The sequence below is a fragment of the Pseudomonas sp. NPDC089395 genome, from assembly GCF_044749525.1.
Classification (GTDB): domain Bacteria; phylum Pseudomonadota; class Gammaproteobacteria; order Pseudomonadales; family Pseudomonadaceae; genus Aquipseudomonas.
In genome coordinates this window covers 23,393-49,189 of sequence record NZ_JBIVID010000013.1, presented here as the reverse complement: position 1 = coordinate 49,189, position 25,797 = coordinate 23,393, and the positions used below count along the sequence as shown (strand labels likewise).

Annotated in this window: 20 protein-coding genes and 1 pseudogene; 12 read left to right on the top strand and 9 right to left on the bottom strand. The window is 62.5% G+C overall.

Annotated features, from left to right (window positions below; genetic code table 11):
• The first annotated feature begins 81 nt into the window (after positions 1–81).
• The 7 genes from ACIPZG_RS23330 (at position 82) to ACIPZG_RS23300 (ending at position 5,845) form a co-directional block, all read left to right on the top strand.
• On the top strand, positions 82–1,071 hold the full coding sequence (locus tag ACIPZG_RS23330; protein ID WP_400717304.1) for an alpha/beta fold hydrolase: 990 nt from the start codon (positions 82–84) through the stop codon (positions 1,069–1,071).
• 187 nt (positions 1,072–1,258) lie between these two features.
• Positions 1,259–1,750: a ribonuclease E activity regulator RraA gene (gene rraA, locus ACIPZG_RS23325; RefSeq protein ID WP_400717302.1), complete on the top strand. Its 492-nt coding sequence runs from the start codon at positions 1,259–1,261 to the stop codon at positions 1,748–1,750.
• Between the two features lie 27 nt (positions 1,751–1,777).
• A complete protein-coding gene (locus ACIPZG_RS23320) occupies positions 1,778–2,773 on the top strand; it encodes a zinc transporter ZntB (RefSeq protein WP_400717300.1) in 996 nt (331 codons plus the stop codon).
• Positions 2,774–2,938: 165 nt separating this feature from the next.
• Positions 2,939–3,190 (top strand): CrfX protein, encoded by a 252-nt coding sequence (locus ACIPZG_RS23315; RefSeq protein ID WP_317659016.1) that lies wholly within the window; start codon positions 2,939–2,941, stop codon positions 3,188–3,190.
• A 2-nt stretch (positions 3,191–3,192) separates the two neighbouring features.
• Positions 3,193–4,017 carry a mechanosensitive ion channel domain-containing protein gene (locus tag ACIPZG_RS23310; protein ID WP_400643138.1) on the top strand — a complete coding sequence of 275 codons (825 nt, stop codon included), beginning with the start codon at positions 3,193–3,195 and terminating at the stop codon, positions 4,015–4,017.
• 113 nt (positions 4,018–4,130) lie between these two features.
• Positions 4,131–4,697 carry an RNA polymerase sigma factor SigX gene (sigX, locus tag ACIPZG_RS23305; protein ID WP_400717297.1) on the top strand — a complete coding sequence of 189 codons (567 nt, stop codon included), beginning with the start codon at positions 4,131–4,133 and terminating at the stop codon, positions 4,695–4,697.
• A gap of 110 nt (positions 4,698–4,807) precedes the next feature.
• The gene (locus tag ACIPZG_RS23300; RefSeq protein ID WP_008090894.1) at positions 4,808–5,845 is read left to right on the top strand and encodes an OmpA family protein; all 1,038 of its coding nucleotides are present in this window, start codon (positions 4,808–4,810) and stop codon (positions 5,843–5,845) included.
• A 78-nt stretch (positions 5,846–5,923) separates the two neighbouring features.
• On the opposite strand, the gene cobA is transcribed toward ACIPZG_RS23300, so the two are convergent.
• From cobA to ACIPZG_RS23275, 5 genes are all read right to left on the bottom strand, one after another.
• Positions 5,924–6,667: a uroporphyrinogen-III C-methyltransferase gene (gene cobA / locus ACIPZG_RS23295; RefSeq protein ID WP_400717295.1), complete on the bottom strand. Its 744-nt coding sequence runs from the start codon at positions 6,665–6,667 to the stop codon at positions 5,924–5,926.
• 28 nt (positions 6,668–6,695) lie between these two features.
• Positions 6,696–8,363: a protein kinase gene (locus ACIPZG_RS23290; protein ID WP_400717293.1), complete on the bottom strand. Its 1,668-nt coding sequence runs from the start codon at positions 8,361–8,363 to the stop codon at positions 6,696–6,698.
• A gap of 9 nt (positions 8,364–8,372) precedes the next feature.
• A complete protein-coding gene (locus ACIPZG_RS23285) occupies positions 8,373–9,584 on the bottom strand; it encodes a nitrate/nitrite transporter (protein WP_400717291.1) in 1,212 nt (403 codons plus the stop codon).
• Positions 9,585–9,793: 209 nt separating this feature from the next.
• Complete coding sequence (locus tag ACIPZG_RS23280; protein ID WP_400717288.1) at positions 9,794–10,369, bottom strand: ANTAR domain-containing response regulator; 576 nt, start codon at positions 10,367–10,369, stop codon at positions 9,794–9,796.
• An 11-nt stretch (positions 10,370–10,380) separates the two neighbouring features.
• On the bottom strand, positions 10,381–11,583 hold the full coding sequence (locus ACIPZG_RS23275; RefSeq protein WP_400717286.1) for a CmpA/NrtA family ABC transporter substrate-binding protein: 1,203 nt from the start codon (positions 11,581–11,583) through the stop codon (positions 10,381–10,383).
• A gap of 127 nt (positions 11,584–11,710) precedes the next feature.
• Between ACIPZG_RS23275 and ACIPZG_RS23270 the strand changes: the two genes are divergently transcribed.
• Positions 11,711–12,736, top strand: a complete 1,026-nt coding sequence (locus tag ACIPZG_RS23270; RefSeq protein ID WP_400717283.1) for a quinone-dependent dihydroorotate dehydrogenase — start codon at positions 11,711–11,713, stop codon at positions 12,734–12,736.
• Positions 12,737–12,833: 97 nt separating this feature from the next.
• On the opposite strand, the gene rmf is transcribed toward ACIPZG_RS23270, so the two are convergent.
• The gene (gene rmf / locus ACIPZG_RS23265; RefSeq protein ID WP_003248687.1) at positions 12,834–13,049 is read right to left on the bottom strand and encodes a ribosome modulation factor; all 216 of its coding nucleotides are present in this window, start codon (positions 13,047–13,049) and stop codon (positions 12,834–12,836) included.
• Between the two features lie 563 nt (positions 13,050–13,612).
• Here rmf and rlmKL point away from each other — a divergent pair.
• On the top strand, positions 13,613–15,805 hold the full coding sequence (gene rlmKL, locus ACIPZG_RS23260; RefSeq protein WP_400717280.1) for a bifunctional 23S rRNA (guanine(2069)-N(7))-methyltransferase RlmK/23S rRNA (guanine(2445)-N(2))-methyltransferase RlmL: 2,193 nt from the start codon (positions 13,613–13,615) through the stop codon (positions 15,803–15,805).
• A gap of 93 nt (positions 15,806–15,898) precedes the next feature.
• Positions 15,899–18,316, top strand: coding sequence for a diguanylate cyclase (locus ACIPZG_RS23255; protein ID WP_400717277.1), 2,418 nt, complete (start codon positions 15,899–15,901; stop codon positions 18,314–18,316).
• Positions 18,317–18,441: 125 nt separating this feature from the next.
• Here ACIPZG_RS23255 and dacB read toward each other — a convergent pair whose 3' ends face one another.
• A complete protein-coding gene (dacB, locus tag ACIPZG_RS23250; protein WP_400717274.1) occupies positions 18,442–19,905 on the bottom strand; it encodes a D-alanyl-D-alanine carboxypeptidase/D-alanyl-D-alanine-endopeptidase in 1,464 nt (487 codons plus the stop codon).
• Positions 19,906–20,095: 190 nt separating this feature from the next.
• On the opposite strand from dacB, the gene ACIPZG_RS23245 reads away from it, so the two are divergent.
• Positions 20,096–20,440: a YggL family protein gene (locus ACIPZG_RS23245; RefSeq protein WP_008097195.1), complete on the top strand. Its 345-nt coding sequence runs from the start codon at positions 20,096–20,098 to the stop codon at positions 20,438–20,440.
• Positions 20,441–20,478: 38 nt separating this feature from the next.
• Here the strand turns inward: ACIPZG_RS23245 and ACIPZG_RS23240 are convergent, their stop codons facing one another.
• Both ACIPZG_RS23240 and ACIPZG_RS23235 read right to left on the bottom strand, forming a co-directional pair.
• Positions 20,479–24,081, bottom strand: a complete 3,603-nt coding sequence (locus ACIPZG_RS23240) for an ATP-binding protein (protein ID WP_400717271.1) — start codon at positions 24,079–24,081, stop codon at positions 20,479–20,481.
• An 8-nt stretch (positions 24,082–24,089) separates the two neighbouring features.
• A pseudogene (locus ACIPZG_RS23235) lies at positions 24,090–24,176 on the bottom strand (DNA-binding response regulator); the annotation flags it as partial.
• Positions 24,177–24,226: 50 nt separating this feature from the next.
• On the opposite strand from ACIPZG_RS23235, the gene ACIPZG_RS23230 reads away from it, so the two are divergent.
• Positions 24,227–25,795, top strand: coding sequence for a recombinase family protein (locus ACIPZG_RS23230; protein ID WP_400717269.1), 1,569 nt, complete (start codon positions 24,227–24,229; stop codon positions 25,793–25,795).
• Positions 25,796–25,797: the final 2 nt, after the last annotated feature.

The following is a 25,797-nucleotide window of genomic DNA, read 5'->3' as shown; positions in this document are numbered from 1 at the left end:
TGCGGGGGCGTGCCCCCGCCTGGTTTATCCAGGGCGAGTTCCAGCGATGGATCCCGCCCTTTTTTGTGCACCAAGCAACCTATGCAAAGCAGCAGCACTCTATTTCCCGTCGCCTTGCTCAGTGCCGAGCGTCGCGGCGACCTCAGCGAAGACGTGTACCGGATCAAGGCCGGCAACAGCCCTGACCCCAGCGTCGAAATCGCGGTGACCCGTCTGGGCCTGGCCGACCAGGGCCGTGCCCAGGGCGTACCGGTCATTCTCCTGCATGGCAGTTTTTCCAACCGGCGTTTCTGGTATTCGCCCAAGGGCATTGGCCTGGGCGCCCACCTGGCACGAGCCGGATTCGATGTGTGGATCCCGGAGATGCGTGGCCATGGTTTGTCGCCGCGCAACCGCAACTGGAAGCACAATCGGGTGGCCGACTATGCCCGTGACGACCTGCCGCTGATCGCGGCCTTCGTTCAGGAGCAAGCCGGACTGGCGCCGCACTGGGTTGGCCACTCGTTGGGTGGCATTACCTTGGCGGCGGCGCTCGGTGGCGGTTTCCTGCGCGCCGAACAGGTCGCCAGCGCTGCGTTTTTCGGCACTCAGATCAGTCGGGTCTATTGGCCGCTGAAAGTGCCGCCGTTGACCTGGGGCGCGAAGCTGGTGCTCAAGCGCTGGGGGCAGATTTCCGGGCCACGCTTCAAGCGCGGACCTGAGGATGAACCTATCGGCCTGGCCCTGGAGAGCATGCGCTGGCATGGCCTGTTCGGTCGTTTCGGTGACAAGGACAATGACTGGTGGGCCGGGCTGGCCGATGTGGATGTGCCGGTACTGGCAGTGGCCGGAGCAGGCGATTTCCAGGATCCGGTCTGGGCCTGTCGCAAGCTGTTCGATCAAATCGGTGGCGAGCGCAAGCAGTTCCTCAGGTTGGGGCGCGAGGAGGGCTTCGACGCTTTCGGGCATGTCGACATGCTGGTGAGCAAGGCGGCGCAAGCACAGGTATGGCCGTTGGTGGAGCGCTGGTTGCGTGGCCCTCTGGTGCCAGTGCATGCGTCAACGGCGCTTGGGGAACCGCAGCCGGTGTAGGCGCGGCCTTGTGTCGCGAAAGGGCTGCGTAGCAGCCCCAGCACTCTCTGCAACGCAACCGGGCTCGGGGGTCGCTTCACGGCCCTTTCGCGACACAAGGCCGCGCCTACAACCGGATGACTGCAACAGCCTCGCCGGTGTAGCCTTGGCCTACACCCGCTTTCGTTGTGACTGACAGGAGCTTCCCATGCAGCATTACGTAACGCCCGACCTGTGTGACGCCTACCCAGACCTGGTCCAGGTGCTGGAACCGATGTTCAGCAATTTCGGTGGCCGCGATTCGTTCGGCGGCCAGATCGTCACCATCAAGTGCTTCGAAGACAACTCGCTGGTCAAGGAGCAGGTCGAACTCGACGGCAAGGGCAAGGTCCTGGTGGTCGACGGCGGTGGTTCGCTCCGCCGTGCCCTGCTCGGTGACATGCTCGCCGAAAAGGCTGCCAAGAGCGGTTGGGAAGGTTTGGTGATCTACGGCTGCGTACGTGATGTGGATGTACTGATCCAGACCGACGTGGGCGTGCAGGCCTTGGCCAGTCACCCGATGAAGACCGACAAGCGTGGCATCGGCGACCTCAACGTGGCCGTAACCTTCGCGGGCGTGACCTTCCGCCCGGGCGAATACGTGTATGCCGACAACAACGGCGTGATCGTCTCGCCAAGCCCGCTGAAAATGCCGGAGTGATGCGCCCCGCGCGCTGATGGAGCTTTGATGTTCGAGGAAGACAACGCGCAGTGGGGGCTGGTGCATGCCCTGGTGCTCGATGGTAAAGGCGGCGCGCGCTCGATCGCTCGGACCGAGCTGGACGACCTGCACCTGCAGCCACAGGAGAGCCTGTGGCTGCACTGGGATCGCAGCCATCCACAGACCCGTACCTGGCTGCTGCATGACAGTGGCCTGAGCGAGTTCGCCTGCGACCTGCTGCTCGAAGAAAACACCCGGCCACGCCTGCTGCCGTTGGCGGCCGAGCAGTTGCTAGTGTTCTTGCGCGGGGTCAACCTCAACCCGGGCGCCGAGCCCGAAGACATGGTGTCGGTACGCATCTTCGCCGAGGCGCAGCGGGTCATTTCGCTGCGCCTGAGGCCGTTGCGGGCCAGTGACGAAGTGCTCCAGCAACTGGACGAGGGCAGGGGGCCGAAATCGGCGTCGGAGCTGTTGCTGTTGATGGGCGAATTGCTCACCGAGAAAGTCCAGGGACTGGTCAGCGACTTGTCCGAGCTGGTCGACCTGGAAGAGGAAAAGGTCGAGTCCGACGAACGGTACACCCCCGAGCAAGGCAGCCTGCAGCAGATCCGTCGACGCGCTGCCGGTCTGCGGCGTTTCCTGGCGCCGCAGCGGGAGATCTATGCGCAGCTCTCGCGCAGCAAGTGGAGCTGGTTCGCCGAGGCCGACGCCGACTACTGGAACGAATTGAACAACAGCTTGATTCGCTACCTCGAAGAGCTCGAACTGACCCGTGAGCGAGCCGCGCTGGTGCTGGAGAGCGAGGATCGCCGGCGCAGCGAGCGGATGAACCGGACCATGTACCGCTTCGGCATCATCACGTGCATCTTCTTGCCCATGAGTTTTATCACCGGGTTGCTGGGGATCAATGTGGGCGGCATTCCGGGGGCCGAGAATCCCTATGGCTTCCTGTTTGCCTGCGTCGTCGTGCTCGGATTGGCGGTGGGGCAGTGGTGGCTGTTCCGACGCTTGCGGTGGGTCTAGTTTTGCAGGGGCCTCATCGCCGGCAAGCCGGCTCCCACAGGTATCCCACACCTCTCAAGGCTTGTGGTGTCCCCGCGGGAGCCGGCTTGCCGGCGATGAGGTCCATGCGATGTGTGACCCATCGCCCGGCGCTCTCGTCTCTGACTGATACTGCGCGAGGTGCCCATGCACGATCCGTTTGAAGAATCCCTGCGTGACCTGCTCAAGGCGTCGCCCTCCGGTGAAGACCGTGACGATGCCGCGTGCCTGGGTCGCGTGCTCAAGACCGCCAACCGCCAGGTTGGCGCAGGTGATCTGTTCAGCCTGCTTGGCCGCTGGAGCCAGGCACTGCTGATCGCCGTGAACAATGGCTCGGCGCATGTTGCGCCTGTACGTCGTAACGCTGCCGCTGGCAGCAAAGCTGATAAGGCCGATTGAATATGGAACTCGATCTCTGGACCCAGAGCCTGGTCACTGCGATGACCGCACTATGGACCAAGGTAGCGAACTTCATCCCCAACCTGTTCGGCGCGCTGGTGGTGGTGCTGCTCGGTTTCGTGGTGGCCAAGCTGCTCGATACGCTGCTGTCGAAATTGCTCGCCAAGTTCGGCCTGGACCGCCTGATGGCCGGTACCGGGTTGACCAAGATGCTGGCCCGCGCCGGCATCCAGGTGCCGATCTCGACCCTGATCGGCAAGATCGTCTACTGGTTCGTGTTGCTGATTTTCCTGGTCTCGGCCGCGGAATCGCTTGGCCTGGAGCGGGTCTCGGCGACCCTCGACATGCTTGCCCTGTACCTGCCCAAGGTATTTGGTGCCGCGTTGGTGCTGCTGGCCGGCGTACTGCTGGCGCAGGTTGCCAACGGCCTGGTGCGCGGCGCCGCCGAAGGCATCGGCCTTGAATACTCGGCAGGTCTTGGGCGCATTACCCAAGGCCTGGTGATCATCATCAGCATCTCGGTGGCCATCAGCCAGCTTGAGGTCAAGACCGACCTTTTGAACCACGTAATCGTCATTGGATTGATTACCGTTGGTCTGGCCGTTGCCCTGGCGATGGGCCTCGGCAGCCGGGAAATTGCCGGGCAGATTCTGGCCGGGATCTACGTTCGCGAACTTTACCAGGTCGGCCAGCAGGTGCGGATTGGAGAGGTCGAAGGGCAAATCGAGGAAATCGGTACGGTGAAGACGACGCTGTTGACCGATGATGGCGAATTGGTGTCTCTTGCCAACCGTGTGTTGCTTGAGCAGCGTGTCAATAGCCGCTAACCGCACAAAAGCTGTTAATGTATGCCGCCGCGAAAATGGGTCCACGGGGCCCTGCGGCGACATTGACCTGACTGTCGGCCAGATCCGTTTTGAATAAAGTTCATTCGCCGCCTATGCGTTATGACCCCCGCGAGCTCACCGACGAGGAGTTGGTGTCGCGTTCGCATGAGGAGCTGTATCACGTTACCCGCGCCTATGAGGAACTCATGCGGCGCTACCAGCGGACCCTGTTCAACGTCTGTGCGCGTTACTTGGGGAACGACCGGGATGCTGACGATGTCTGTCAGGAAGTGATGCTGAAGGTGCTGTACGGGCTGAAGAACTTCGAGGGTAAGTCCAAGTTCAAGACCTGGCTCTACAGCATCACCTACAACGAGTGCATTACCCAATACCGCAAGGAGCGTCGTAAACGCCGGTTGATGGATGCCCTGAGTCTTGACCCTGTTGAAGAGGCGTCTGAAGACAAGGCACCGAAACCGGAGGAAAAGGGCGGGTTGGACAAGTGGCTGGTGCATGTGAACCCGATTGACCGTGAAATTCTGGTGCTTCGATTTGTCGCAGAGCTGGAATTTCAGGAAATCGCCGATATCATGCACATGGGCTTGAGCGCTACGAAAATGCGCTACAAGCGCGCGCTAGACAAGCTTAGAGAGAAATTTGCAGGCCTTGATGAAACTTAGTCACTTGTAAATATCTCTAACCTACCGGCGAGTTCTGCTAGACTTGCCGTCGAGTTGTCCCCCGGATGTTGGTGGGACTGCTTAACTATCACCAGATGGGGATTTAACGGATGAAATTGAAAAACACCTTGGGCTTGGCCATTGGCTCGCTCGTAGCCGCTACTTCGTTTGGCGTTCTGGCTCAAGGCCAAGGCGCTGTCGAAATCGAAGGCAACGTTACCAAGCAGTACTACGACAGCGAGCGTAACTTCAAGAACGACGGCACCAATCCTGGTGTTCGCCTGGGTTACTTCCTGACTGACGACGTTTCCCTGGACCTGGGCTACAACGAGACTCACAACGCTCGTGGCGAAGTCTTCAACAAAGACATCAAAGGTTCCAAGGCCAAGCTCGACGCTACCTACCACCTCGGTACCGTAGGCGATGCAGTGCGTCCGTACGTCTCCGCTGGTTTCGCTCACGAGAGCCTGGGCCAGGCCACTCGTAGCGGCCGTGACCACTCCACCTTCGCCAACGTTGGCGCTGGCGCCAAGTGGTACATCACCGACATGTTCTTCGCCCGTGCTGGCGTTGAAGCCATGTACAACATCGACAACGGCAACACCGAGTGGGGCCCGTCCGTTGGTGTTGGTCTGAACTTCGGTGGCAGCGGTGGCAAAGTCGCTCCTGCTCCGGCTCCAGTTGCTGAAGTCTGCTCCGACAGCGACAACGATGGCGTGTGCGACAACGTCGACAAGTGCCCAGACACCCCGGCCAACGTTACCGTTGACGCCGATGGCTGCCCGGCTGTTGCCGAAGTCGTTCGCGTTGAGCTGGACGTCAAGTTCGACTTCGACAAGTCGGTCGTCAAGCCTAACAGCTACGGCGACATCAAGAACCTGGCTGACTTCATGAAGCAGTACCCACAAACCACCACCGTGGTTGAAGGTCACACTGACTCCGTCGGCCCAGACGCTTACAACCAGAAGCTGTCCGAGCGTCGTGCCAATGCTGTCAAGCAGGTTCTGACCCAGCAGTACGGCGTGGAATCCACCCGTGTTGATTCGGTTGGCTACGGCGAAACCCGTCCGGTTGCCGACAACGCCACCGAAGAAGGCCGTGCTGTCAACCGTCGCGTTGAAGCTCAGGTAGAAGCCCAGTCCAAGTAATTGGTCTGAAGCTTCAATGAAAAACCCGGCCTCGGCCGGGTTTTTCTTTGCCTGCGATTTAGTGCACCTGCTCGGGCCCTATCCGGCAGCAGCCATCCCCTCAAGCACCATCCGCTCCCCAGCTACCACCTCGCCAATCACCAGAATCGCCGGGCTACGCAATGCAAACGACCGTGCATCCTCCAGCATCGTTCGCACATCGCTCCTGCATTCGCGCTGCCCAGGCAGCGACGCATTTTCGATCATCGCCACCGGTGTCGTCGGCGCCATGCCGCCCTCCAGCAGCCCTTGGCGGATCTGCGCCAACCGCGCCACCCCCATGTACACCACCAACGTGGTCCCGCCCTGAGCCAGCGCGGCCCAGTTCAGCTCGCTGTCATCCTGCGTGTGCGCGGTGACCAGCGTCACCCCGCGGCTGACCCCGCGCGAGGTCAGCGAGATGCCGCACTGGGTCGCCCCAGCCAGACCGGCGGTGATACCGTTGACCACCTCCACCTCGATGCCGTGCCCCTGCAGCCACGTCGCCTCTTCACCGCCACGGCCGAAGATGCAGGGGTCGCCCCCTTTGAGCCGCACTACGCAGCGCCCCTGCCGCGCATGGCGCAGCATCAGGCGCTGGATGAAGGCCTGGGGCGTGGAACGGCAGCCACCACGCTTGCCCACGGCAATCACCTGGGCTTGGGGGCAGTGCTCCAGCACGGCGGGGTTGACCAGGTCGTCGATCATCACCACCTGTGCATGCTGCAAGGCGCGCACGGCCTTCAGGGTCAGCAATTCAGGATCACCGGGGCCCGCACCGACCAGCCAGACTTTCGCGTTCATCAGGTTTTTCCTCATCGGCATGCGCTGTTCAGCCCTTGAGCAGGCTGAACAGCAGAATCAGGTTGAGTAACAGAGACAACAGGGCCAAGGTGCGCCAGACCTTGAGCGGTTCACGTTCGAGCAGCGGTCGAGGGTGGCTGGCGGGCGCCTGGCGGTCGCCGCGTTCGAGCAACAGCAACCATTGCTCGGCGGTTTCGAAGCGCTGTGCGGGGTCGGCTGCCACGGCTTGTTGCAGATTGTGTTGAAGCCATTCCGGCAGGTCGGGACGGTAGCGCGAGGCATTCACCGGCTGGCCAAAGCGCGGGCGCTGGAATGCTTCGACTTCACCGTAGGGGTAATGCCCGGTCAGCAGCTGATAGAGCGTTACACCCACCGCATAGAGGTCTTGTCGGGGGCTTGGTGGCTGGCCTTCGAAGGCTTCTGGCGCAAGATACGATGGAGTGCCTGGCAGCGTGTGCAGTGTCTCGGTGGACAGCCCCGGGCAGTACGCCAGGCCGAAGTCCAGCAGGCGCAACTGACCGTCTTCGCCCAGGTGCAGGTTTTCGGGCTTGATGTCGCGGTGCAGCAGGTTGCGTCGGTGCAGCACACCGACGGCCTGCAGCAGTTGGCGCGCCACCTCCAGCCATTGGGCCAGAGGCAGCGGGCCGTGTTCGCTGAGCTGGGCTGCAAGGGTGTGCCCGCTGTGTTCACGCATGACGTAGTAAAGGTGCTGGCGCTGGCTGGCCGCATGCAGCTCAGGGAAGTGGCGGCCGGCGACCCGACGCAGGAACCATTCTTCGAGCAACAAGGCTTGGGCCGCGCCCGGCTCATGCTCACGTTCTGCGGGCAAAGTCTTCAGCAGCCACGGCTGGCCTTGGCTGTCGCGGACCCGGTAGAGCAGCGACTGGCGGCTGTGTGCCAGGCGCGTGTCGACCTGCCAGCCATCCAGCGCCTGGCCATCGCGCAGCGGGCCGGGCAGTGGCCACTGCTGCAGCTGCACCAAGGTGTCGCCCAGGTTGGCCGGGCCCAATTGCTCGACCCGCAACAACAAGGCGCTGGCATTGTCCTGGCTGCCATTGAGGTGGGCGCTGGCAACCAGGGTGTCGGCAGCCAACTGCAGGTCGGGCTGATCACGCAGCACGGCCTGGATATGCGGGTCGCCCAGGCTGGCCCAGACGCCATCGCTGAGCAGCAGGTAGCACTCGCCCGCCTGCAGATCGCCGTCCAGGTAATCGACCAGCAGGTGCTGGTCCAGCCCCAGCGCGCGTTTGAGCACGTGCTGCATGCCGGGCTGGTCCCACACGTGGTCCTCGCTCAGGCACTGCAAGCGGTCGTTGTGCCAGCGGTAAACGCGGCAGTCACCGACATGCGCCAGGGTGAAGCGGCGCCCACGCAGCACCAGGGCGCTGAGGGTGGTCAGCAGCGGCTGGCTGCCCTGGGCGCGCAACCAGCGATTCTGGGCCAGCAACAGGCGATCCAGGGCTTGCGCCACGCCCCAGGTGGCAGGTGTGGCGTAGTAGTCCATGGCCAGCGCCTGCAGGCTGGCGCGGGCTGCCAGGCCGCCGTCGGCGCACTGGCTGACGCCGTCGGCGAGGGCGAACAGATAGCCCTTGCTGGCGGCAAGTTCCGGCGCCGGCGTCACCAGACGCAGGGCGTCCTGGTTCTCCTCACGCGGGCCGGTGGCACTGGCTTGGGCGAAACTCAGCTGCAGGCTCATCGACGTGCCTCAGACCCGTGCCGCGGTAACCGCTGCCGAGCCCCAGGTGGTGCGCCAGCGCTGCTTGACCCCGTGCAACCCGAACCAGGCCAGCAGGCCGAGGCTGGCGAACAACCACAGACCCATCTGATAGTCACCGGTATGTTGCTTGATGGTGCCAAGGCCCGCCGCGAGCAGGAAACCACCGATGCCACCGGCCATGCCGATCAATCCGGTCATCACCCCGATTTCCTGGCGAAAGCGCTGCGGCACCAGCTGGAACACCGCGCCGTTACCGGCGCCCAGGCCGAGCATGGCGCTGACGAACAAGGCCAGGGCAGCGGCGGCGCTCGGCAAGTTGAAACCGACGGCGGCGATGCAGATGGCCGCTACGCTGTACATGCCCAGCAGGGTGCGGATACCGCCAAAGCGGTCGGCCAGGGCGCCACCGAGCGGGCGCATCAGGCTGCCGGCGAAGACGCAGGCGGCGGTGTAGTAGCCGGCTGTGATCGGGCTCAGGCCGTATTGATCGCTGAAGTAGCCGGGCAGGGCGCTGGCCAGGCCGATGAAGCCGCCGAAGGTGACGCTGTAGAAGAACATGAACCACCAGCTGTCCCGGTCTCCCAGGGCCTTGAGGTAATCGGCGATGGCTTTGGGTTTGGGCCGCTGCGGGGCATTGCGCGCGAGCAGGGCGAACAGCACCAGGGTCAGCAGCAGCGGGATCACGGCAATGCCGAACACGTTGTTCCAGCCGAACGCTGCGGCCAGTACCGGGGCCAGCAGGGCCGCGAAGACGGTGCCGGAGTTGCCCGCGCCGGCGATGCCCATGGCTTTGCCTTGGTGCTGAGGCGGATACCACTGCGAGGCGAGCGGCAGGGAAACGGCAAACGAAGCGCCGGCGACCCCCAGGAAGACGCCAAGCAGCAGCGCTTGCTCATAACTGTGCACGCCCAGGTACCAGGCACCGGCCAGCGCAACGATGACGATCACCTGGCCGATCAGCCCGGCGGTCTTGGGTGAAAGCCGGTCCACCAGCAGGCCCATGACAAAGCGCAGCACGGCACCCGCGAGAATTGGCGTGGCCACCATCAAGCCGCGTTGCTGAGTGCTGAGTTGCAGGTCGGTGGCAATCTGCACCGCCAGGGGGCCAAGCAGGTACCAGACCATGAAGCTCAGGTCGAAATACAGGAACGCGGCGAACAACGTGGGCACATGCCCGGATTTCCAGAAGCTGGTACTCATCGAACACCTCACTCGGCAATGCAACGGAAACAAAAAGACGCCGCTACCCGGTCCACTGGCGTGGAGGGGAGAGCGACGTCTTTGTCGGGATTACGAGGGGCAACCGCCGTTGGCTACCGTTGGATTATCTTCAGCAAGAGATGGGCCAACTCATCAATCTGCACCCACTCTCGTGGGCGTCGGCTTGCCGGCGACAGGGCCTGCAGCCCCTAGCCCAGCATCTCGTGCATGGCAATGATCTGCTCGGCCACCTGGATCAGCTTCTGCTGCCGGCTCATGGCCTGGCGACGCATCAGGGTGTAGGCCTGTTCTTCGTTGCAATCCTTCATTTTCATCAGCAAACCCTTGGCCTGTTCGATGCGCTTGCGCTCGGCCATTTGCTGGTCGCGCGCCAGTAGCTGGGCCTTGAGGGCCTGGTCGCTCTCGAAGCGGGCCATGGCGACATCGAGGATCGGCTGCAGCCTGGCGGCGTGAATGCCTTCGACGATGTACGCGCTGACGCCTGCCTGGATCGCCTGGCGCATCACCGCCGGGTCATGCTCGTCGGTAAACAGCACGATGGGCCGTGGCTGGTCGCGGCTGACCATCACCACTTGTTCCATCACATCGCGGTCGGGTGACTCGGTATCGATCAGCACCACGTCCGGTCGCACCGTTTCGACGCAGGCGGGCAGGTCGATGGTCAGGTCTGGCGCTTCGATCACTTCGAAGCCGGCTTCGCTCAATGCCGCCTTGAGGCGGCCGATCTTCTTCTGGGTGTCGTCGATCAGCAAGATGCGCAGCATGGTGATGGCCCTCATAAACCGACGCCGGTGCAGGCCGCATCGCCCAGGGCATGCAGGCGAAAACTGCGGGCATAGCCGTGCGGGTCGCTGCCGTCCCAGCGGCTGCCGTCGATCAGTAGGCTGCTACGCATGGGCTGGGCTGGGCAGGGCACGCCGAGCGCTTCGGCGGCGTCGCGGTACAGCGCCAGTTGCTGGACCTGGCGGGCCACGCCGAGGTAGTCGGGGTCGTCGCGCAGCAAGCCCCAGCGGCGGAACTGGGTCATGAACCACATGCCGTCGGACAGGTAGGGCAGGTTGGCGCGGCCCTGGTCGAACAGGTGCAGGGGGTGCGTGTCCTGCCACTGGTTGCCGAGACCGTCCTGGTAGGTGCCGAGCAAGCGCGGCTCGATGTTTTCCACGGGTGTATCCAGGTAAGCGCGGCCACCAAGCAGCTGCGCGGTGCTGCGGCGGTTCTCCTGGCTCTGCTCGATGAAGCGGCTGGCGGCGAGGACGGCCTTGACCAGTGCCCGGGCGCTGTTGGGGTACTGTTCGACGAATGTCCGGGCACAGGCCAGCACCTTCTCTGGGTGATCGGGCCAGATCGACTGGCTGGTGGCCAGGGTGAATCCCTGGCCCTGCGCCACCGCCGCGGCGGCCCAAGGTTCGCCGACGCAGAAACCGTCGATGCGGCCGGCCTGGATGTGCGCTGCCATCTGGGCGGGTGGCACCACCACGCTGTCGACATCGTGCAAGGGGTGAATGCCCTGGCTGGCCAGCCAGTAGTACAACCACATGGCATGGGTGCCGGTGGGGAAGGTCTGGGCGAAGGTCAGGCGTGCGCCATGCTGGTGCACCAGGCGCGCCAGTGCCTCAGGGCTGGTCACGCCTTTGCGCTGCAGGGCCGGGGACAGGTTGAGTGCCTGGGCGTTCTGGTTCAGGCCCATGAGCACGGCCATGGCGTGTGCCGGCACGCCGCCGATGCCCAGATGCACCGCGTAGACCAGGCCGTACAGGCAATGGGCGGCATCCAGTTCGCCACTGGCCAGCTTGTCGCGCAAGCCAGCCCATGAGCCCTGGCGCTTGAGGTTCAAGGTCAGGCCGTGTTGCTGGGCGAAGCCTTGGGTGGCGGCCACCACCACCGATGCGCAGTCGGTCAGGGCCATGAAGCCGATGTCGAGGCTGGGTTTTTCCGGCGTGTCGCTGCCGTTGACCCATGCCAGGGCTGATGTATTCACGAAGATCCTCGCCTGTACTGAATAGGCAGTGTGCAGGCGATGTAGCAACGCATGTGCCAAGGCCCTGTCATGGCGAGCGCGTGCTGGCTATAATCGCCCCCTCACTCACCCCGAGTCTTGCCCGCCCATGTATACCCTGGCCCGCCAGCTGCTGTTCAAGCTTTCCCCGGAAACCTCCCATGACCTGTCCCTGGACCTGATCGGCGCCGGTGGCCGCCTCGGGCTCAACGGCGCGTTGTGCAAGCAGCCAGCGGCGTTGCCGGTGACGGTGATGGGTTTGAACTTCGCCAACCCGGTGGGCCTGGCTGCGGGCCTGGACAAGAATGGCGCGGCCATCGATGGCTTTGCCCAGCTGGGCTTCGGTTTCGTCGAGATCGGCACCGTGACGCCGCGCCCGCAACCGGGCAACCCCAAGCCGCGCTTGTTCCGCCTGCCGGAAGCGACCGCGATCATCAACCGCATGGGCTTCAACAACCTGGGCGTCGATCATTTGCTGGAGCGGGTGCGTGCGGCGCGTTACGACGGCGTGCTGGGCATCAACATCGGCAAGAACTTCGACACCCCGGTCGAGCGCGCGGTCGACGATTACCTGATCTGCCTGAACAAGGTGTACACCGAGGCCAGCTACATCACCGTCAACATCAGCTCGCCGAATACCCCGGGCCTGCGCAGCCTTCAGTTCGGCGATTCGCTCAAGCAACTGCTCGATGCGCTGGCCGAGCGCCGTGAACAGTTGGCCGGCGAGCATGGCAAGCGTGTGCCGCTGGCGATCAAGATCGCGCCGGACATGAGCGATGAAGAAACCGCGCTGGTGGCAGCAACGCTGCTGGAGTCGGGCATGGATGCGGTGATCGCCACTAACACCACGATGGGCCGTGAAGGCGTCGAAAACCTGCCGCATGGTGGTGAAGCGGGTGGATTGTCGGGTGCGCCAGTGCTGGAAAAGAGCACCCACATCGTCAAGGTGCTGGCCGGTGAGCTGGGCGGCAAACTGCCGATCATTGCCGCGGGTGGCATTACCGAAGGGCAGCATGCGGCACAGAAAATCGCTGCAGGGGCGAGCCTGGTGCAGATCTACTCGGGCTTCATCTACAAAGGGCCGGCGCTGATTCGTGAGGCGGTGGATGCCATCGCCGCCATGCCGCGGGTATAAAACGCAGGCATAAAAAAGGGCCCCATCTAGGGGCCCCTGGGCCGTAGCCCGCCGCCCGGATGGGGCGTGCATGGTAACTCGAATTCAGTGTCCTCGATCAGCCAACGGCGTGATTTTCGTTGAGTCTATGGATGCCAGCGGTGCCAGTCATTCCGTCCCAGTTATCACCGCGACCTTCGCGCCAGCCGTTAATCCAGGCTTGGCGAACTGAAGGAAGATTGAAGGGGCAAAGTTCGCGGGATTTGCCGGTGACCCCGTATTGGTAGCCACGTGAATATGCTCTTTCCAACGGATCACGCTTAAGTCTTCTCATAGGGTGTTGCCCTCACTTGTTGACTGTAATGTCCCGTCGGCCTCTCCGAGGCCGGGCAGAGTCTTTCTGCCGGTGTGCGCCCGCTGCCGGCGTGGCGGGCTGAAGGTGCCGCCTCATTGCGAAGCGGCCTAAGACCAGTTCTAACGAATGCGGGTCACGGTGTGAATGATCGATTTGTCATAAGCCCGTAACGTTTCCTAGGGTGAAGGGATAAGTAAATAAATGCGACTCAACCTTATTTGGCGTTGAGCCCGCTGTGATCGGCGTTTGCTGATCCTTGACGTCATTTCGCCAGCGTGGCGCAGTGATGAAAGAAATATTTGGTAATGCGACGAAGGGTCACATCGGCCCCCACATCGACAGAAATTATTCGTACTGCCTGATGATCTAAGCTGTTTTTGCCAGCCGGCGAGCAGCAGATCGATCAGGCGGCCTGGCCAGCCGGCTGCATTGATGCAGTCGGAGAAGGCCACTCGAACGCTTGCTGGAAGGGCGTTCGGGCAAACATCGGCGAAGCGATGCGTCGCCTCGTCAGTCAAATAGCCCAAGGCGCTGGAATCCTCATGTCGGACCGTTTCGAACTCTATCTCACCTGCCCCAAAGGCCTGGAAGGCCTGCTTGCCGAAGAGGCCAAGGGCCTCGGCCTGGACGAAGTGCGTGAGCACACCTCGGCCATTCGCGGCACCGCCGACATGGAAACCGCCTACCGCCTGTGCCTCTGGTCGCGTTTGGCCAACCGCGTGTTGCTGGTGCTCAAGCGCTTCTCCATGAAAAACGCCGACGACCTGTACGACGGCGTGAACGCCGTCGACTGGGCCGATCACCTGGCAGCCGACGGCACCTTGGCGGTGGAGTTCAGCGGCCATGGTTCGGGCATCGACAACACCCACTTCGGCGCACTCAAGGTCAAGGATGCGATCGTCGACAAATTGCGCAACCGAGAGGGCCTGCGCCCTTCGGTGGAGAAGGTTGATCCGGACGTGCGAGTACACCTGCGCCTGGACCGGGGCGAGGCGATTCTGTCCCTTGACCTCTCCGGCCACAGCTTGCACCAGCGTGGTTACCGCCTGCAGCAAGGCGCCGCGCCGCTGAAGGAAAACCTGGCGGCGGCCGTGCTGATCCGCGCCGGCTGGCCACGCATCGCCGCCGAGGGCGGCGCGTTGGCCGACCCGATGTGCGGTGTGGGTACTTTCCTGGTCGAAGCGGCGATGATCGCCGCCGACATCGCCCCCAACCTCAAGCGCGAGCGCTGGGGCTTCAGCGCCTGGCTGGGCCATGTCCCGGCCACCTGGCGCAAGGTCCATGAGGAAGGGCAGGCCCGTGCCCAGGCGGGGCTGGCCAAGCCGCCGCTGTGGATTCGCGGCTACGAAGCCGACCCGCGGCTGATCCAGCCGGGGCGCAACAACGTCGAGCGCGCAGGCCTCGGTGACTGGATCAAGATTTATCAGGGCGAAGTCGCCAGCTTCGAGCCGCGTCCAGACCAGAACCAGAAAGGCCTGGTCATCAGCAACCCGCCGTATGGCGAGCGCCTGGGCGACGAGGCCAGCTTGCTGTACCTCTACCAGAACCTCGGCGAGCGCCTGCGCCAGGCGTGCATGGGCTGGGAAGCGGCGGTATTCACCGGCGCCCCGGAACTGGGCAAGCGCATGGGCCTGCGCAGCCACAAGCAATACGCATTCTGGAACGGCGCGCTGCCCTGCAAGCTGCTGCTGTTCAAGGTGCAACCGGACCAGTTCGTCACCGGCGAGCGCCGCGAGGCCCAGGGCGACAACGGCGAATCCGGCCGTCCGGTGGCGGTGGCCAGCGAGCCGGCACGCTTGTCGGAAGGTGCGCAGATGTTCGCCAACCGTCTGCAGAAGAACCTCAAGCAGCTGGGCAAGTGGGCACGCCGTGAACAGGTCGACTGCTACCGCCTGTACGATGCCGACATGCCCGAGTACGCCCTGGCGGTCGATCTCTATCAGGAATGGGTGCACGTGCAGGAATACGCCGCGCCACGTTCGATCGACCCGGAAAAGGCCCAGGCGCGCCTGCTCGATGCCTTGGCGGCGATTCCCCAGGCACTGGGCATCGATCCGCAGCGCGTGGTGCTCAAGCGCCGCGAGCGGCAGAGCGGCACCCGTCAATACGAGCGCCAGGCCACCGAGGGACGTTTCATGGAGGTCAAGGAAGGCGGCGTGAAGTTGCTGGTGAACCTCACCGACTACCTCGACACCGGGCTGTTCCTTGATCACCGCCCAATGCGCCTGCGCATCCAGCGCGAGGCCGAGGGCAAGCGCTTCCTCAACCTGTTCTGCTACACCGCCACGGCCACGGTGCATGCCGCCAAGGGTGGCGCGCGCAGCACCACCAGCGTCGACTTGTCGAAAACCTACCTGGACTGGGCACGTCGCAACCTGGCGCTGAACGGCTTCTCCGAGCGCAACCGCCTGGAGCAGAGCGATGTCATGGCCTGGCTGGAGGGCAACCGCGACAGCTATGACCTGATCTTCATCGACCCGCCGACCTTCTCCAACTCCAAGCGCATGGAAGGCGTGTTCGACGTACAGCGCGACCACGTGCAGCTGCTCGACCTGGCCATGGCGCGCCTGGCGCCGGGTGGCGCGCTGTATTTCTCCAACAACTTCCGCAAGTTCCAGCTCGACGAGCACCTGGCTGCGCGGTATGTGGTGGAAGAAATCAGCGCTCAGACCCTGGACCCGGACTTCGCCCGCAACAGCCGCATTCACCGGGCCTGGCGCCTGCAATTGCGTTGATACGACAGGCGATATTGCATAGCTAGTGGCCAATAGCTATAACTCAGCACAGGGCCAGACAATCGCAGGACGCTGACGTGACGAGATCGATCTATGTCGAAGTATGGCGTGCGTGCGAAGGTGCTGGGCCTGTGCCGAGAGGCGATGGCCGCCTGGGCGGTGGCGCTGGTGGCGCTGGTGGCCGGCGGCTTGCTGTCGGCCGGCCTGGCACTGGCCACGCAGGCGTTCTACAAGCAGCAACTGCGCCAGCGCTTCGAGCTGCTGGCCAGCGAACGCTATAGCCGTATCGCCGAACGCTTCGACGACCAGGAGCAGCGCCTCGATGGTTTGCGGCGCTTCTTCAGTTTCTCCAACGAAATTACCCCCCGCGAATTCGACGGTTACGCCCAACCCTTGTTGCGGCGCACCCAGGCCTACTCCTGGGCGCCGCGGGTCGAGCATGCCCAGCGTCGCGAGTTCGAACGCCAGGCCAGCGCCAGGCTGGGCCAGGCATACGAGATCCGCGATCAGGATGGCCAGGGCAACTGGCAGGCGGCGCCGCCTCGCGACCATTACTTTCCGCTGCTCTACACCCAGGCCATCCAGCAGCAGGGGCAACCCTACGGGCTGGATCTGCGCAGCCAGCCGGCACGCGAGCAGGCCCTCAAGCGTGCCTTGCTGCCTGGCAGCATGGCGGTGTCCGAGCCGTTGGACATGATCAATGTCGCAGCGGGCTACAGTCGCGGGCTGTTGATGGTCGCGCCGGTGTTCTCTGATAAGGAGCCTGGTAAGGAGCCCGATAGCGAGGAACCAGGCGTCGCCGTCGGCTACGTCATGGCGTTGCTGAACCTGGGCCAACTGATCAGCGATGGATTGCCGACGGCCGGCGAGGACAACCTGGTGGTGCGCATCGTCGACTCCAGCGGGCGCGATGGCCGTGAAGTGTTGTTCGACTCGCAGAACCCGCCGGCATCCTTGGCGCTGGTGAGCAGCCAGTTGCTGCACCTGGCCGACCACCACTATCAGATCGATATCCGCCCGAGCCAGGTGTTCATGCAGGGCAATCGCTCCTCGGCTGCATTGGCGGTGGGGTTTCTGGGTAGCTTGCTGAGCCTGTTGCTCAGTGCCTTGCTCTACAACCTGTTCAGTCAACGGCAGCGGGCCTTGAGGCTGGTCGAACAGCGCACTTCGGAGCTGCGCGTCAGCGAGCAGTCGCTGCGCGAAACCCACAACCAGTTGCGCAGCGTGCTCGACGCCGCTACCCAGGTGGCCATCATTGCCACCAGCCTCAAGGGCGTGGTCAGTACCTTCAATGCCGGTGCCGAACGCATGCTGGGCTATTTGGCCGCCGAGGCGGTTGGGCAGCTTCGGCTGGAGAATCTGGTGTTGCCTGAAGAACTCAACCAGCGCGCCCATGCACTGAGCCTGCGCTACGGTCGTCCTATTGCCGGTGGCCAGGCCATGTTCGCCGATACCCTGCAGGAGGGGGGCGCCGAGCCCAGCGAATGGACCCTGGTGCGCAAGGACGGTAGCCAACTGCTGGCCAACATGCTGGTCACCGCTGTGCTCGACGAGCAGGGGCTGTGGGTCGGTTACCTGGCGATCTGCATCGATGTCACCGAGCGGCGCCGGGTGCATGAAGCGCTGGCACTGCGTGATCGGCTACTCGAGAAGCTCAGTGCGGAAGTGCCAGGGGGCATCTATCAATATCGGTTGGATGCCGATGGCCACTCCTGTTTCCCGTATGCCAGTGAAGGGCTCTTCGATATCTACGAAGTCGACCTGCAACTGCTGCGAGAAGACGCCACGGCGGTGTTCGAGCGTATTCATCCCGAAGACCTGGAGCGTGTGCGCCGCTCGGTCCGCTATTCGGCCGAGCACCTGACGCCGTGGCGCGAGGAGTACCGTGTCTGCTTGCCGCGTGCCGGGTTGCGCTGGATACGCGGCGAGGCGACGCCGGAGGTGGGGGAGGAGGGTTGCACGCTATGGCATGGCTACCTGAGTGACATCTCCGACCTCAAGGGCGTGGAAGAAGATCTGCGCACCCTGTCGGTCACCGATGCGCTCACCGGCATCCACAACCGCCGTTACTTCCAGGAGCGGATCAAGGTCGAACTGGACCGTGCCCAGCGCGAAGATCAGGACCTGGCGGTGATCATGCTCGACATCGATCACTTCAAGCGCATCAACGACCAGTTTGGCCATGCGGTGGGTGATCATGTGCTGCGCAGCTTGTGCCAGCGCATCGGCCAGCGGTTGCGCCGTACCGATGTGTTCTGTCGGTTGGGGGGGGAAGAATTCATGGTGCTGTGCCCGGGCAGCAATGCCGAGCAGGCGCAGGTGCTGGCCATGGAGTTGTGGCAGGGGGTGCGCAGTGTGCCGGTCGAGGGGGTGGGCAAGGTGACCGCCAGTTTTGGCGTGGCGGGGTGGCGGCCGGGGGAGGGTGCCGATGCCTTGTTGTTAAGGGCGGATGCAGGGGTGTATGCCGCCAAGCAGGCCGGGCGGGATCGAGTGGAAGGAGAACTGAGCTGAGTTGAGCGACTGGGTGTCAGTTGCGGCCTCGTCGCCGGCAAGCCGGCTCCCACAGGTACTGCGCTGAACTCAGCAGCGGCGCTTTTGTGGGAGCCGGCTTGCCGGCGATGAGGGCGCCAGAGAAATCAGGGTGCTGCAGAGACCGTGCTATTGCCCGCCTGCGGCTGGCGATAAAGGTCCAGCAACACCTGATCCAGCACCTGCGAAGCCCCCCACGGCTTCGGATCGTTGAGGATCGCCGCCACCGCCCAGGTATTGCCATTGCTGTCACGGCTGAAGCCGGCAATGGCGCGCACGGTGTTCAATGTACCGGTCTTGATATGGCCCTCACCGGTCATGGCGGTGCGCTTGAGGCGCTTGCGCATGGTGCCGTCCATGCCCACCAGCGGCATCGAGCTGATGAACTCGGCCGAGTACGGGCTGTTCCACGCCGCCTGCAGCAGCGCTGCCATCTCACGGGTACTGACCCGTTCGGCACGCGACAGGCCCGAACCGTTCTCCATCACCAGGTGTGGGGCAGTGATGCCTTTCTTCGCCAGCCACTGGCGCACCACGCGCTGAGCGGCGCGGGCGTCGTCGCCATCGGCGTCCGTACGGAACTGTGCACCAAGGCTCAGGAACAACTGCTGGGCCATGGTGTTGTTGCTGTACTTGTTGATGTCGCGGATCACTTCCACCAGGTCCGGCGAGAAGGCCCGGGCCAGCAGGCGGGCGCTCTTGGGCACGTTCTCGACCCGGTCACGGCCCTGGATGCTGCCACCCAGTTCGTTCCAGATTGCCCGCACGGCGCCGGCGGCGTAGGTCGGGTGATCGAGCAGCGAAAGGTAGGTCTGCGAATTGCAGCCGTCCCCCAGTTGACCGCTGACCACCACACTGATGCCGTCGGGTTGGGCGACTGGGTTGTAGCGCACATCGCCTTTGCATTGCTTGGAGGCAACGGCCTTGACCTGGTTGTCGATGCGAATGCTGGCGATCGGTGGCTCGACGGCAACGGTTACCTTGCCGCCGTCGTTGCGGGCGACGAAGCGCAGGGCCTTGAGATTGACCAGCAAGGAGTCAGGCTTGACCAGGAACGGCTTGTTGACGTCACCGCCATCGTCGTTGAACTGCGGCAGGTTGGGTTGCACGAAATGGCTGCGATCCAGCACCAGGTCGCCGGTAACGGTGCGCACGCCGTTGGCGCGCAGGTCACGCATCAGCAGCCAGAGTTTCTCCATGTTCAGCTTCGGGTCGCCACCCCCTTTGAGGTAAAGGTTGCCGTTGAGTACGCCGTTACTCAGGGTACCGTCGGTGTAGAACTCGGTCTTCCACTGGAAGGTAGGGCCGAGCAGTTCGAGGGCGGCGTAGGTCGTGACCAGTTTCATGGTCGAAGCGGGGTTGACCGATACATCAGCGTTGAACACGGTGGCCGTGCCGGGGCCGTTCAGTGGGAGCATGACCAGGGACAGTGCGGTGTCCTGCAGCTTGTTGGCCTTGAGTGCCTGCTGCACCTTGGGTGGCAGGGTGGTATTGACGGTCGCGGCCTGGCTAGGCAATGCGAACGGCAGCAGCAGGCCGGCGAGAACGAGGGGACGAAGCGTTTTGATCATATGAGATTAATACCCTACGGACGAGGGAAAATGACAATGGGGGCTGTAAGAGGTGATGGCCCCCAGGACGAAATATAGTGCGCATTATGCCCCAACCGCAGCGCTCATTGCGCCACGTTCGACGGAAAAGCGCCGTTGCACCTCGGAAACTGTTAAAGTGCCGCGCGTAATTACTCAAGAGGATTGTTTCATGGCTACCAACCGTTCCCGTCGTCTGCGCAAGAAACTGTGCGTGGATGAATTCCAGGAGCTGGGTTTCGAACTGAACCTGGGTTTCAAGGAAGATCTGTCTGACGAAGCCATCGATGCCTTCCTCGACGCTTTCCTGGCAGAAGCCATGGATGCCAATGGCCTGGATTATGTCGGCGGCGATGACTTCGGCCTGGTCTGCTCGGCCAAGCGTGGTTCGGTCAGCGAAGAGCAGCGCGCCAGCGTCGAAGCCTGGCTCAAGGGCCGTAGCGAACTGACTTCGATCGAAGTCAGCCCGTTGCTGGACGCCTGGTATCCAGAGAAGCCGATCAACTCGGCTTCCTGATGCACGCTTGAGTGGCCGTCCGCACGGGCGGCGCTCGATCAAGCCCTGGCCAGTTCCCTGGCCAGGGCTTTCTCCATGCGGCGCATCTGCCGCGCCAATACCTGCCGACGCAGCTTCATCTGTGGCAGCGACAGATTCTCCTCGTTAATGGCCTCGCAGGCCGACATCATGCCCCGTGCTTCCAGCATTCGAGCCGCGCTGAGGATTTTGTGCGCCTGTTCGCGAAGGGCAATGGGCTCTTTGTCGGGGTTCAGGGCCATCAGTTCGGCCAAGTCCTCTTGCAGGCTCTGGTGCAAGGCTGTGAGCAACCGATCACGCTCGTCCAGGTTGTCTCCCACGATGCTGTGCAGACCCCGCAGGTCGAACGGCAGCGGTATGACTGCCGGCTGTTCGCGTCGGACAATGGCGGCCAGGCGCTGGCTGAGTGTGCGCAGGCTTATGGGTTTGAGCAGGCAGTCGTCCATGCCGACGCTCAAGCATTTCTGTCTGACTTCTGGCTGGGCATTGGCGGTGTAGCCGAGAATCACACAGCGTGGGCGCTTGCTGCGGCGCTCTTCGGCGCGAACTGCGGCGGCGAGCTGATAGCCGTTCATGTGCGGCATGTTGCAATCAAGGACCAGTACATCGAACAGCCCTTCACGCCATTTGTCGAGGCCTTCGTGGCCGTCACTGGCAGTGGTCTGGCTCAGGCCCAGGTAGGCCAGCTGCTGTGCCATCAACAACAGGTTGGCTGGATGGTCATCGATCACCAGCACATTCAGTTGCGGGTCCGGGACCTCGACATCGTCTTCCATTCGTGGCGGCAGTGGCGGCGCACCGACGCACTGCAGTGGCAGGATCAGACGAACCTGGGTACCGAAATCCGGCAGGCTCTTGATGCTCAGCCTGCCGCCCATCATTTCGCACAGGCTGCGGCAGATGGCCAAGCCCAGCCCTGTGCCTGCGCGGGCTCCCTGGCTGTGCGGGTTGGCCTGGACGAAGGGGTTGAACAGGCGCTGCAGGTCATCGTCATGAATGCCGATGCCGCTGTCGCGCACTTCAAGCGCCAGGCTCGCGGTGGCCGTTGGGTTGGCGTCGCGCAGGCTCAGGCAGATGCGCACATGGCCATGCTCGGTGAACTTGATGGCATTGCTGACCAGATTGGACAGGATCTGCTTGAAACGCAGGGGGTCGAGCAGGGCATGGCAGCGGGCCCCAGGGCTGATGATGACCTCCAGCGCCAGGCCTTTCTGCCGCGCCTGGCCTTCGAATATGCGGCCCACAGACTCGACCAGTGCCGCCACTTCGACCGGTTCCGGTGAAAGGCTCAGATGGCCGGACTCAATGCGCACGATATCCAGGATATCGCCCATCAGCCCCAGCAGGTCTTTCGCCGAATGGTGGGCGACCTCCAGCGAAGTAAGGTCAACCTGGCCCTGATGGGCACGTTTCACTGCCAGTTCGAGCATGCCGATCACCGCATTCATCGGGGTACGGATCTCGTGGCTGATGGTGGCCAGGAAGGTGCTCTTGGCCCGGTTGGCGTCATCGGCCTGCTGCTTGGCCTCGCGAAGGTCCTGGACCAGCTTGCGACGTTCGCTGATGTCGATCCAGCCGCCGATGATGCCCTGCACTTCACCCAACGAGTCGCGGTAAGGCAGGATCCAGTGGTAGATGGTGATCTCCTGCTCCTTGAGCCGCAACGGTCGGTCCACCACCAACGGCACACCTGCGGCCATGACTTGCAGGTAGTCGGCCTGGATCTGCCGGGTATGCTCCACAGGGGCGAACAGGCTGTCTTCCAGGCGTTTGCCCAGCACCTCGTCAAGGCTTGCCTGAACCGCCTCCAGGTAGCTGGCGTTGCAGCTTTGCAGGCAACCGTCACGATCTCGCACATACATGGGATGGGGCGTGCCGTTGAGCAGCGCACCCATGAACTCCAACTGATCGCTGAGGGCACGTTCGGCACGTTGGCGCTGTTTGATCTGGCGCCGCAAGCGCGCGTTCCAGATCAGCGCCACCAGCAGAAGTACGCTGGTGCCCAGCAACACTTGCAAGGCCAGGCGGCGAAACTCTTCCCAATCGTTGTCGTCATGCAGGCTGAAGTCTCGCCAGCGGTTATTGATGCCCCCCATCTCTTCCGGCGAGATGCTCAGCAAGGCCTTTTCCAGGATCGAGGCGAGTGCGGTGGCCTGGGCGGTGGTGGCCATGGCGAAATTCGCCGGTTCACTACCCACCGTACGGCGAATGACCAGGTCGGCGTTGCCCGCCAGGGCGTGGTTGGCATCGATCAGCGTGGTGATTACGGCATCGACGGCGCCACTGCTCAACAAGGCCATGGAGTAAAAGGGGCTTTCGGTCTCGATCCAGCCGGTTTGCGGATAGTGGCTTGCCAGCAGTTCGGCCATGGCGCTGTAGCGGGTAATTGCGATGCGGCGCCCGCGCAGTTGCTCGAGCGACGCGTACTCGGTGTCTTGTTCACGGGTCACCAGTACGTGAGGGCTCTCGAGGTAGGGTCGGCTGAGGTGCAGGCGCTCTTCGCGCATGCCATCGACAGCCAGGGCGGCAATCATGTTCACGCGCCCGTCTTCCAGACGGGCAACCATGTCGGCAATACCGTTGGCGCGCTGCACTTCGAAACGCAGTCCAGTGCGCAGGCGAATCAGCTCCAGCAAGTCGGCGGTTATCCCACGGAAATGGCCCGAGGCGTCGAAATAGGACAGCGGAGCGGCTGTCTCGTCGACGGCCACCTGCATGATCGGGTGCTCCTGCAACCATCGGGCTTCTACCGCCGTAAGCTGCAGTTTGCGACTGCTCAACAGCTGCTCGCCGCCGGCACTCCAGCGCTTGAACAGGCTGGCGCGCACGGCGCTAGGCTGGTGGTCGATAGCGGCGTTCACCAACTCGATGAGCAACGTATCCTGGGCCCGGATGGCGAAGCCGAAACCAACGCTTTCGTGCTCGCCAAAACTGGCCATGCGCAAGCGTGGCAGGTGGCCGCGGTTGAGCTGGTAGTGGGTTGACAGGGTATCGCCAAGGAACACGTCGGCTTGCCCGAAAGCGACGGCATTCAGGGCCTGGGACGAGGAGCCGAAGGCCAGCAGTTCAGCCTTTGGATAAGCTGTAAGCACGTCCTGGATGGGCAGGTAATGGTAGAGCATGCCCAGGCGCATGCCGTTCATGTCGGAACCGAGCGCTCGGTGTTCATCCTCGCGGGTGACCAAGACCGGCTGGTCGATGGCATAAGGGTGTGAAAGCGCCAGGCCATCAGTCGCGGCTTCATAACCGTTGGAACTGCCGAGCAGGTCGATATCGCCCCGTTTGAGCGCAGCCACTGCCTCTTGCCGGCTGGCGTAGCGCAGCACTTGGATCGGCAGCTGCAAGGCCTTGCCGATCAGGTTGGCATACTCGGCGGTCAGGCCTTGGTAGTCGCGCCCTCCACTGGTGATATCGAAGGGTGGGTAATCAGGCGCTGATGTACCCAGCGTGAGCTGTTGTCTTCCCTTCAGCCATTGCTGTTGCGGCGGTGTCAGCTGCAGGCGTACCGCTGCAGCTGGAGAGCGGGCCAGCAGGGAGTAAGACGCGGCCTCTTGTTCCAAGGCTTGAGTTCGGCCAGCAGTCAATGCCAGGCAGGCGAACAGGACGCCAATGAATCGCGCCATCGGCTACCTCAGACCAGTGCGTTGCGTTTGGCCATTTCTATGAGATCGACCAAGGTGTCGACCTGCAATTTCTGCATCAGGCGTTTCTTGTAGCTAATTCATATGTTTACAATTCTAGCTACCAGCATCATTGGGAGGGCGAGTCATGCCTACCGCATTCAGCTACGCACGATTCTCCAGCGGCAAGCAACAGAGAGGCAGCAGTCTAGAGCGCCAAGAGCAAATGGTTGCCGATTGGCTCATCCTGCACCCGGACTACAAACGCAGCGAGCTGCGTTTCCGCGACTTAGCCAAGAGCGGCTGGAAGGGTGAGCACATCAAAGATGGTGGAGGTTTCGCTGAACTACTAGCCGCTGTTGAGGCCGGTGAGATTCAGAAGGGGGATGCGGTGCTGGTTGAGGCGATTGACCGCACTGGGCGACTGCATGTGATGACCATGTTCTCAAAGATCATTGACCCGATCCTCACTGCTGGGGTGGAAATCATCACTTTGGATGATGGGGTGGTGTACAGCGAAAAGAGTTTGAACGAGAGCGGCCAGATTCACCTGCTTGTTGCAAAAATTCAGGCAGCACGGCAGTACAGCGACAACCTGAGTCGTCGTCTCGCTGCCTCCTATGATTCCCGCCGTAGGTTGGCGAAGGAAGGCACAACACCCAAGCGGAACACACCTGCATGGCTCACTTCAAAGGGTGACGTTGTTCAAGAAATCGCCGATCAGATCAAACTGGCATTTGAGCTTTATACGTCAGGGCTTGGTAAGGCTGTCATTGCTAAGCGTATGCGTGAGAGTGGCGTTGCAGCACTGGCTAAAACGTCTGGCCCAGGTGTTGAGGGATGGCTACGGAATGAGGCGGTGATAGGGCGCTGGAATGGGTCAGATGTGTACGAACCAATCGTAGACCTATCGCTGTACCAGCTTGCACAAATTGAAGGTGAGAAGCGTAAGACAGCCCCAAGGGCCAAGACCGCCACGCATTTCTATGTTGGATTGATCAAGTGTGGCTGCTGTGGTCACAACTTCATCATGCGCACCATCGGAGGTGTGCAGGTGAGCATGAGGTGCAGGAAGCGGCAGGAACTGAAAGGTTGTGACAACAAGAAAGTCATTCCCAAGGAAATCATTGATGCTGTGTACCGACAAACGTCTGTGCCTGCTGCACTGAGAGTTGTTGCTAAGGATCATGGCGGTGTGAACGAAAAGGCGATTATCGCTGCTGAGGCCAAGCTCCTTGAAATCTCAAAGCAGATGCAAGATTTGACTACGGCCATTACCACACTCGGATTCATTCCAGAGGTGCAAGCCCAGCTCCAGCAAACACAGGAAGCCCGCGAAGCCACCGAGCGTGAGCTAGCAGTGCTTAAAGCTACGGTTGTGCATCCTGCTGCCAATAGCTGGATTGAACAGGGTAAGGTGTGGGAGCTTGAACGGAACGATGCTCAGCGCCTATCTGCCATGCTCCGTAGCGTTGGCTACACGATCACCATTTTCCCTGATGGCCGTCTTGTCGCCTCTGAGTCTGACACGGTATACCGCTACGCTGGTGTTGATCGAAAGGAAGACCAATACAAGCTGATGCAGGATGGCAAGCTTTCACTGGTGATGAAAGGCTCTGACGACGATGGGCTTTACTACGAACCTTTCCAAGAGCTTGAGGGTGAGGTGGTGTGGGATAAGGATGATTATGAAAATCTGCGCCTACAGTATGATTGAAG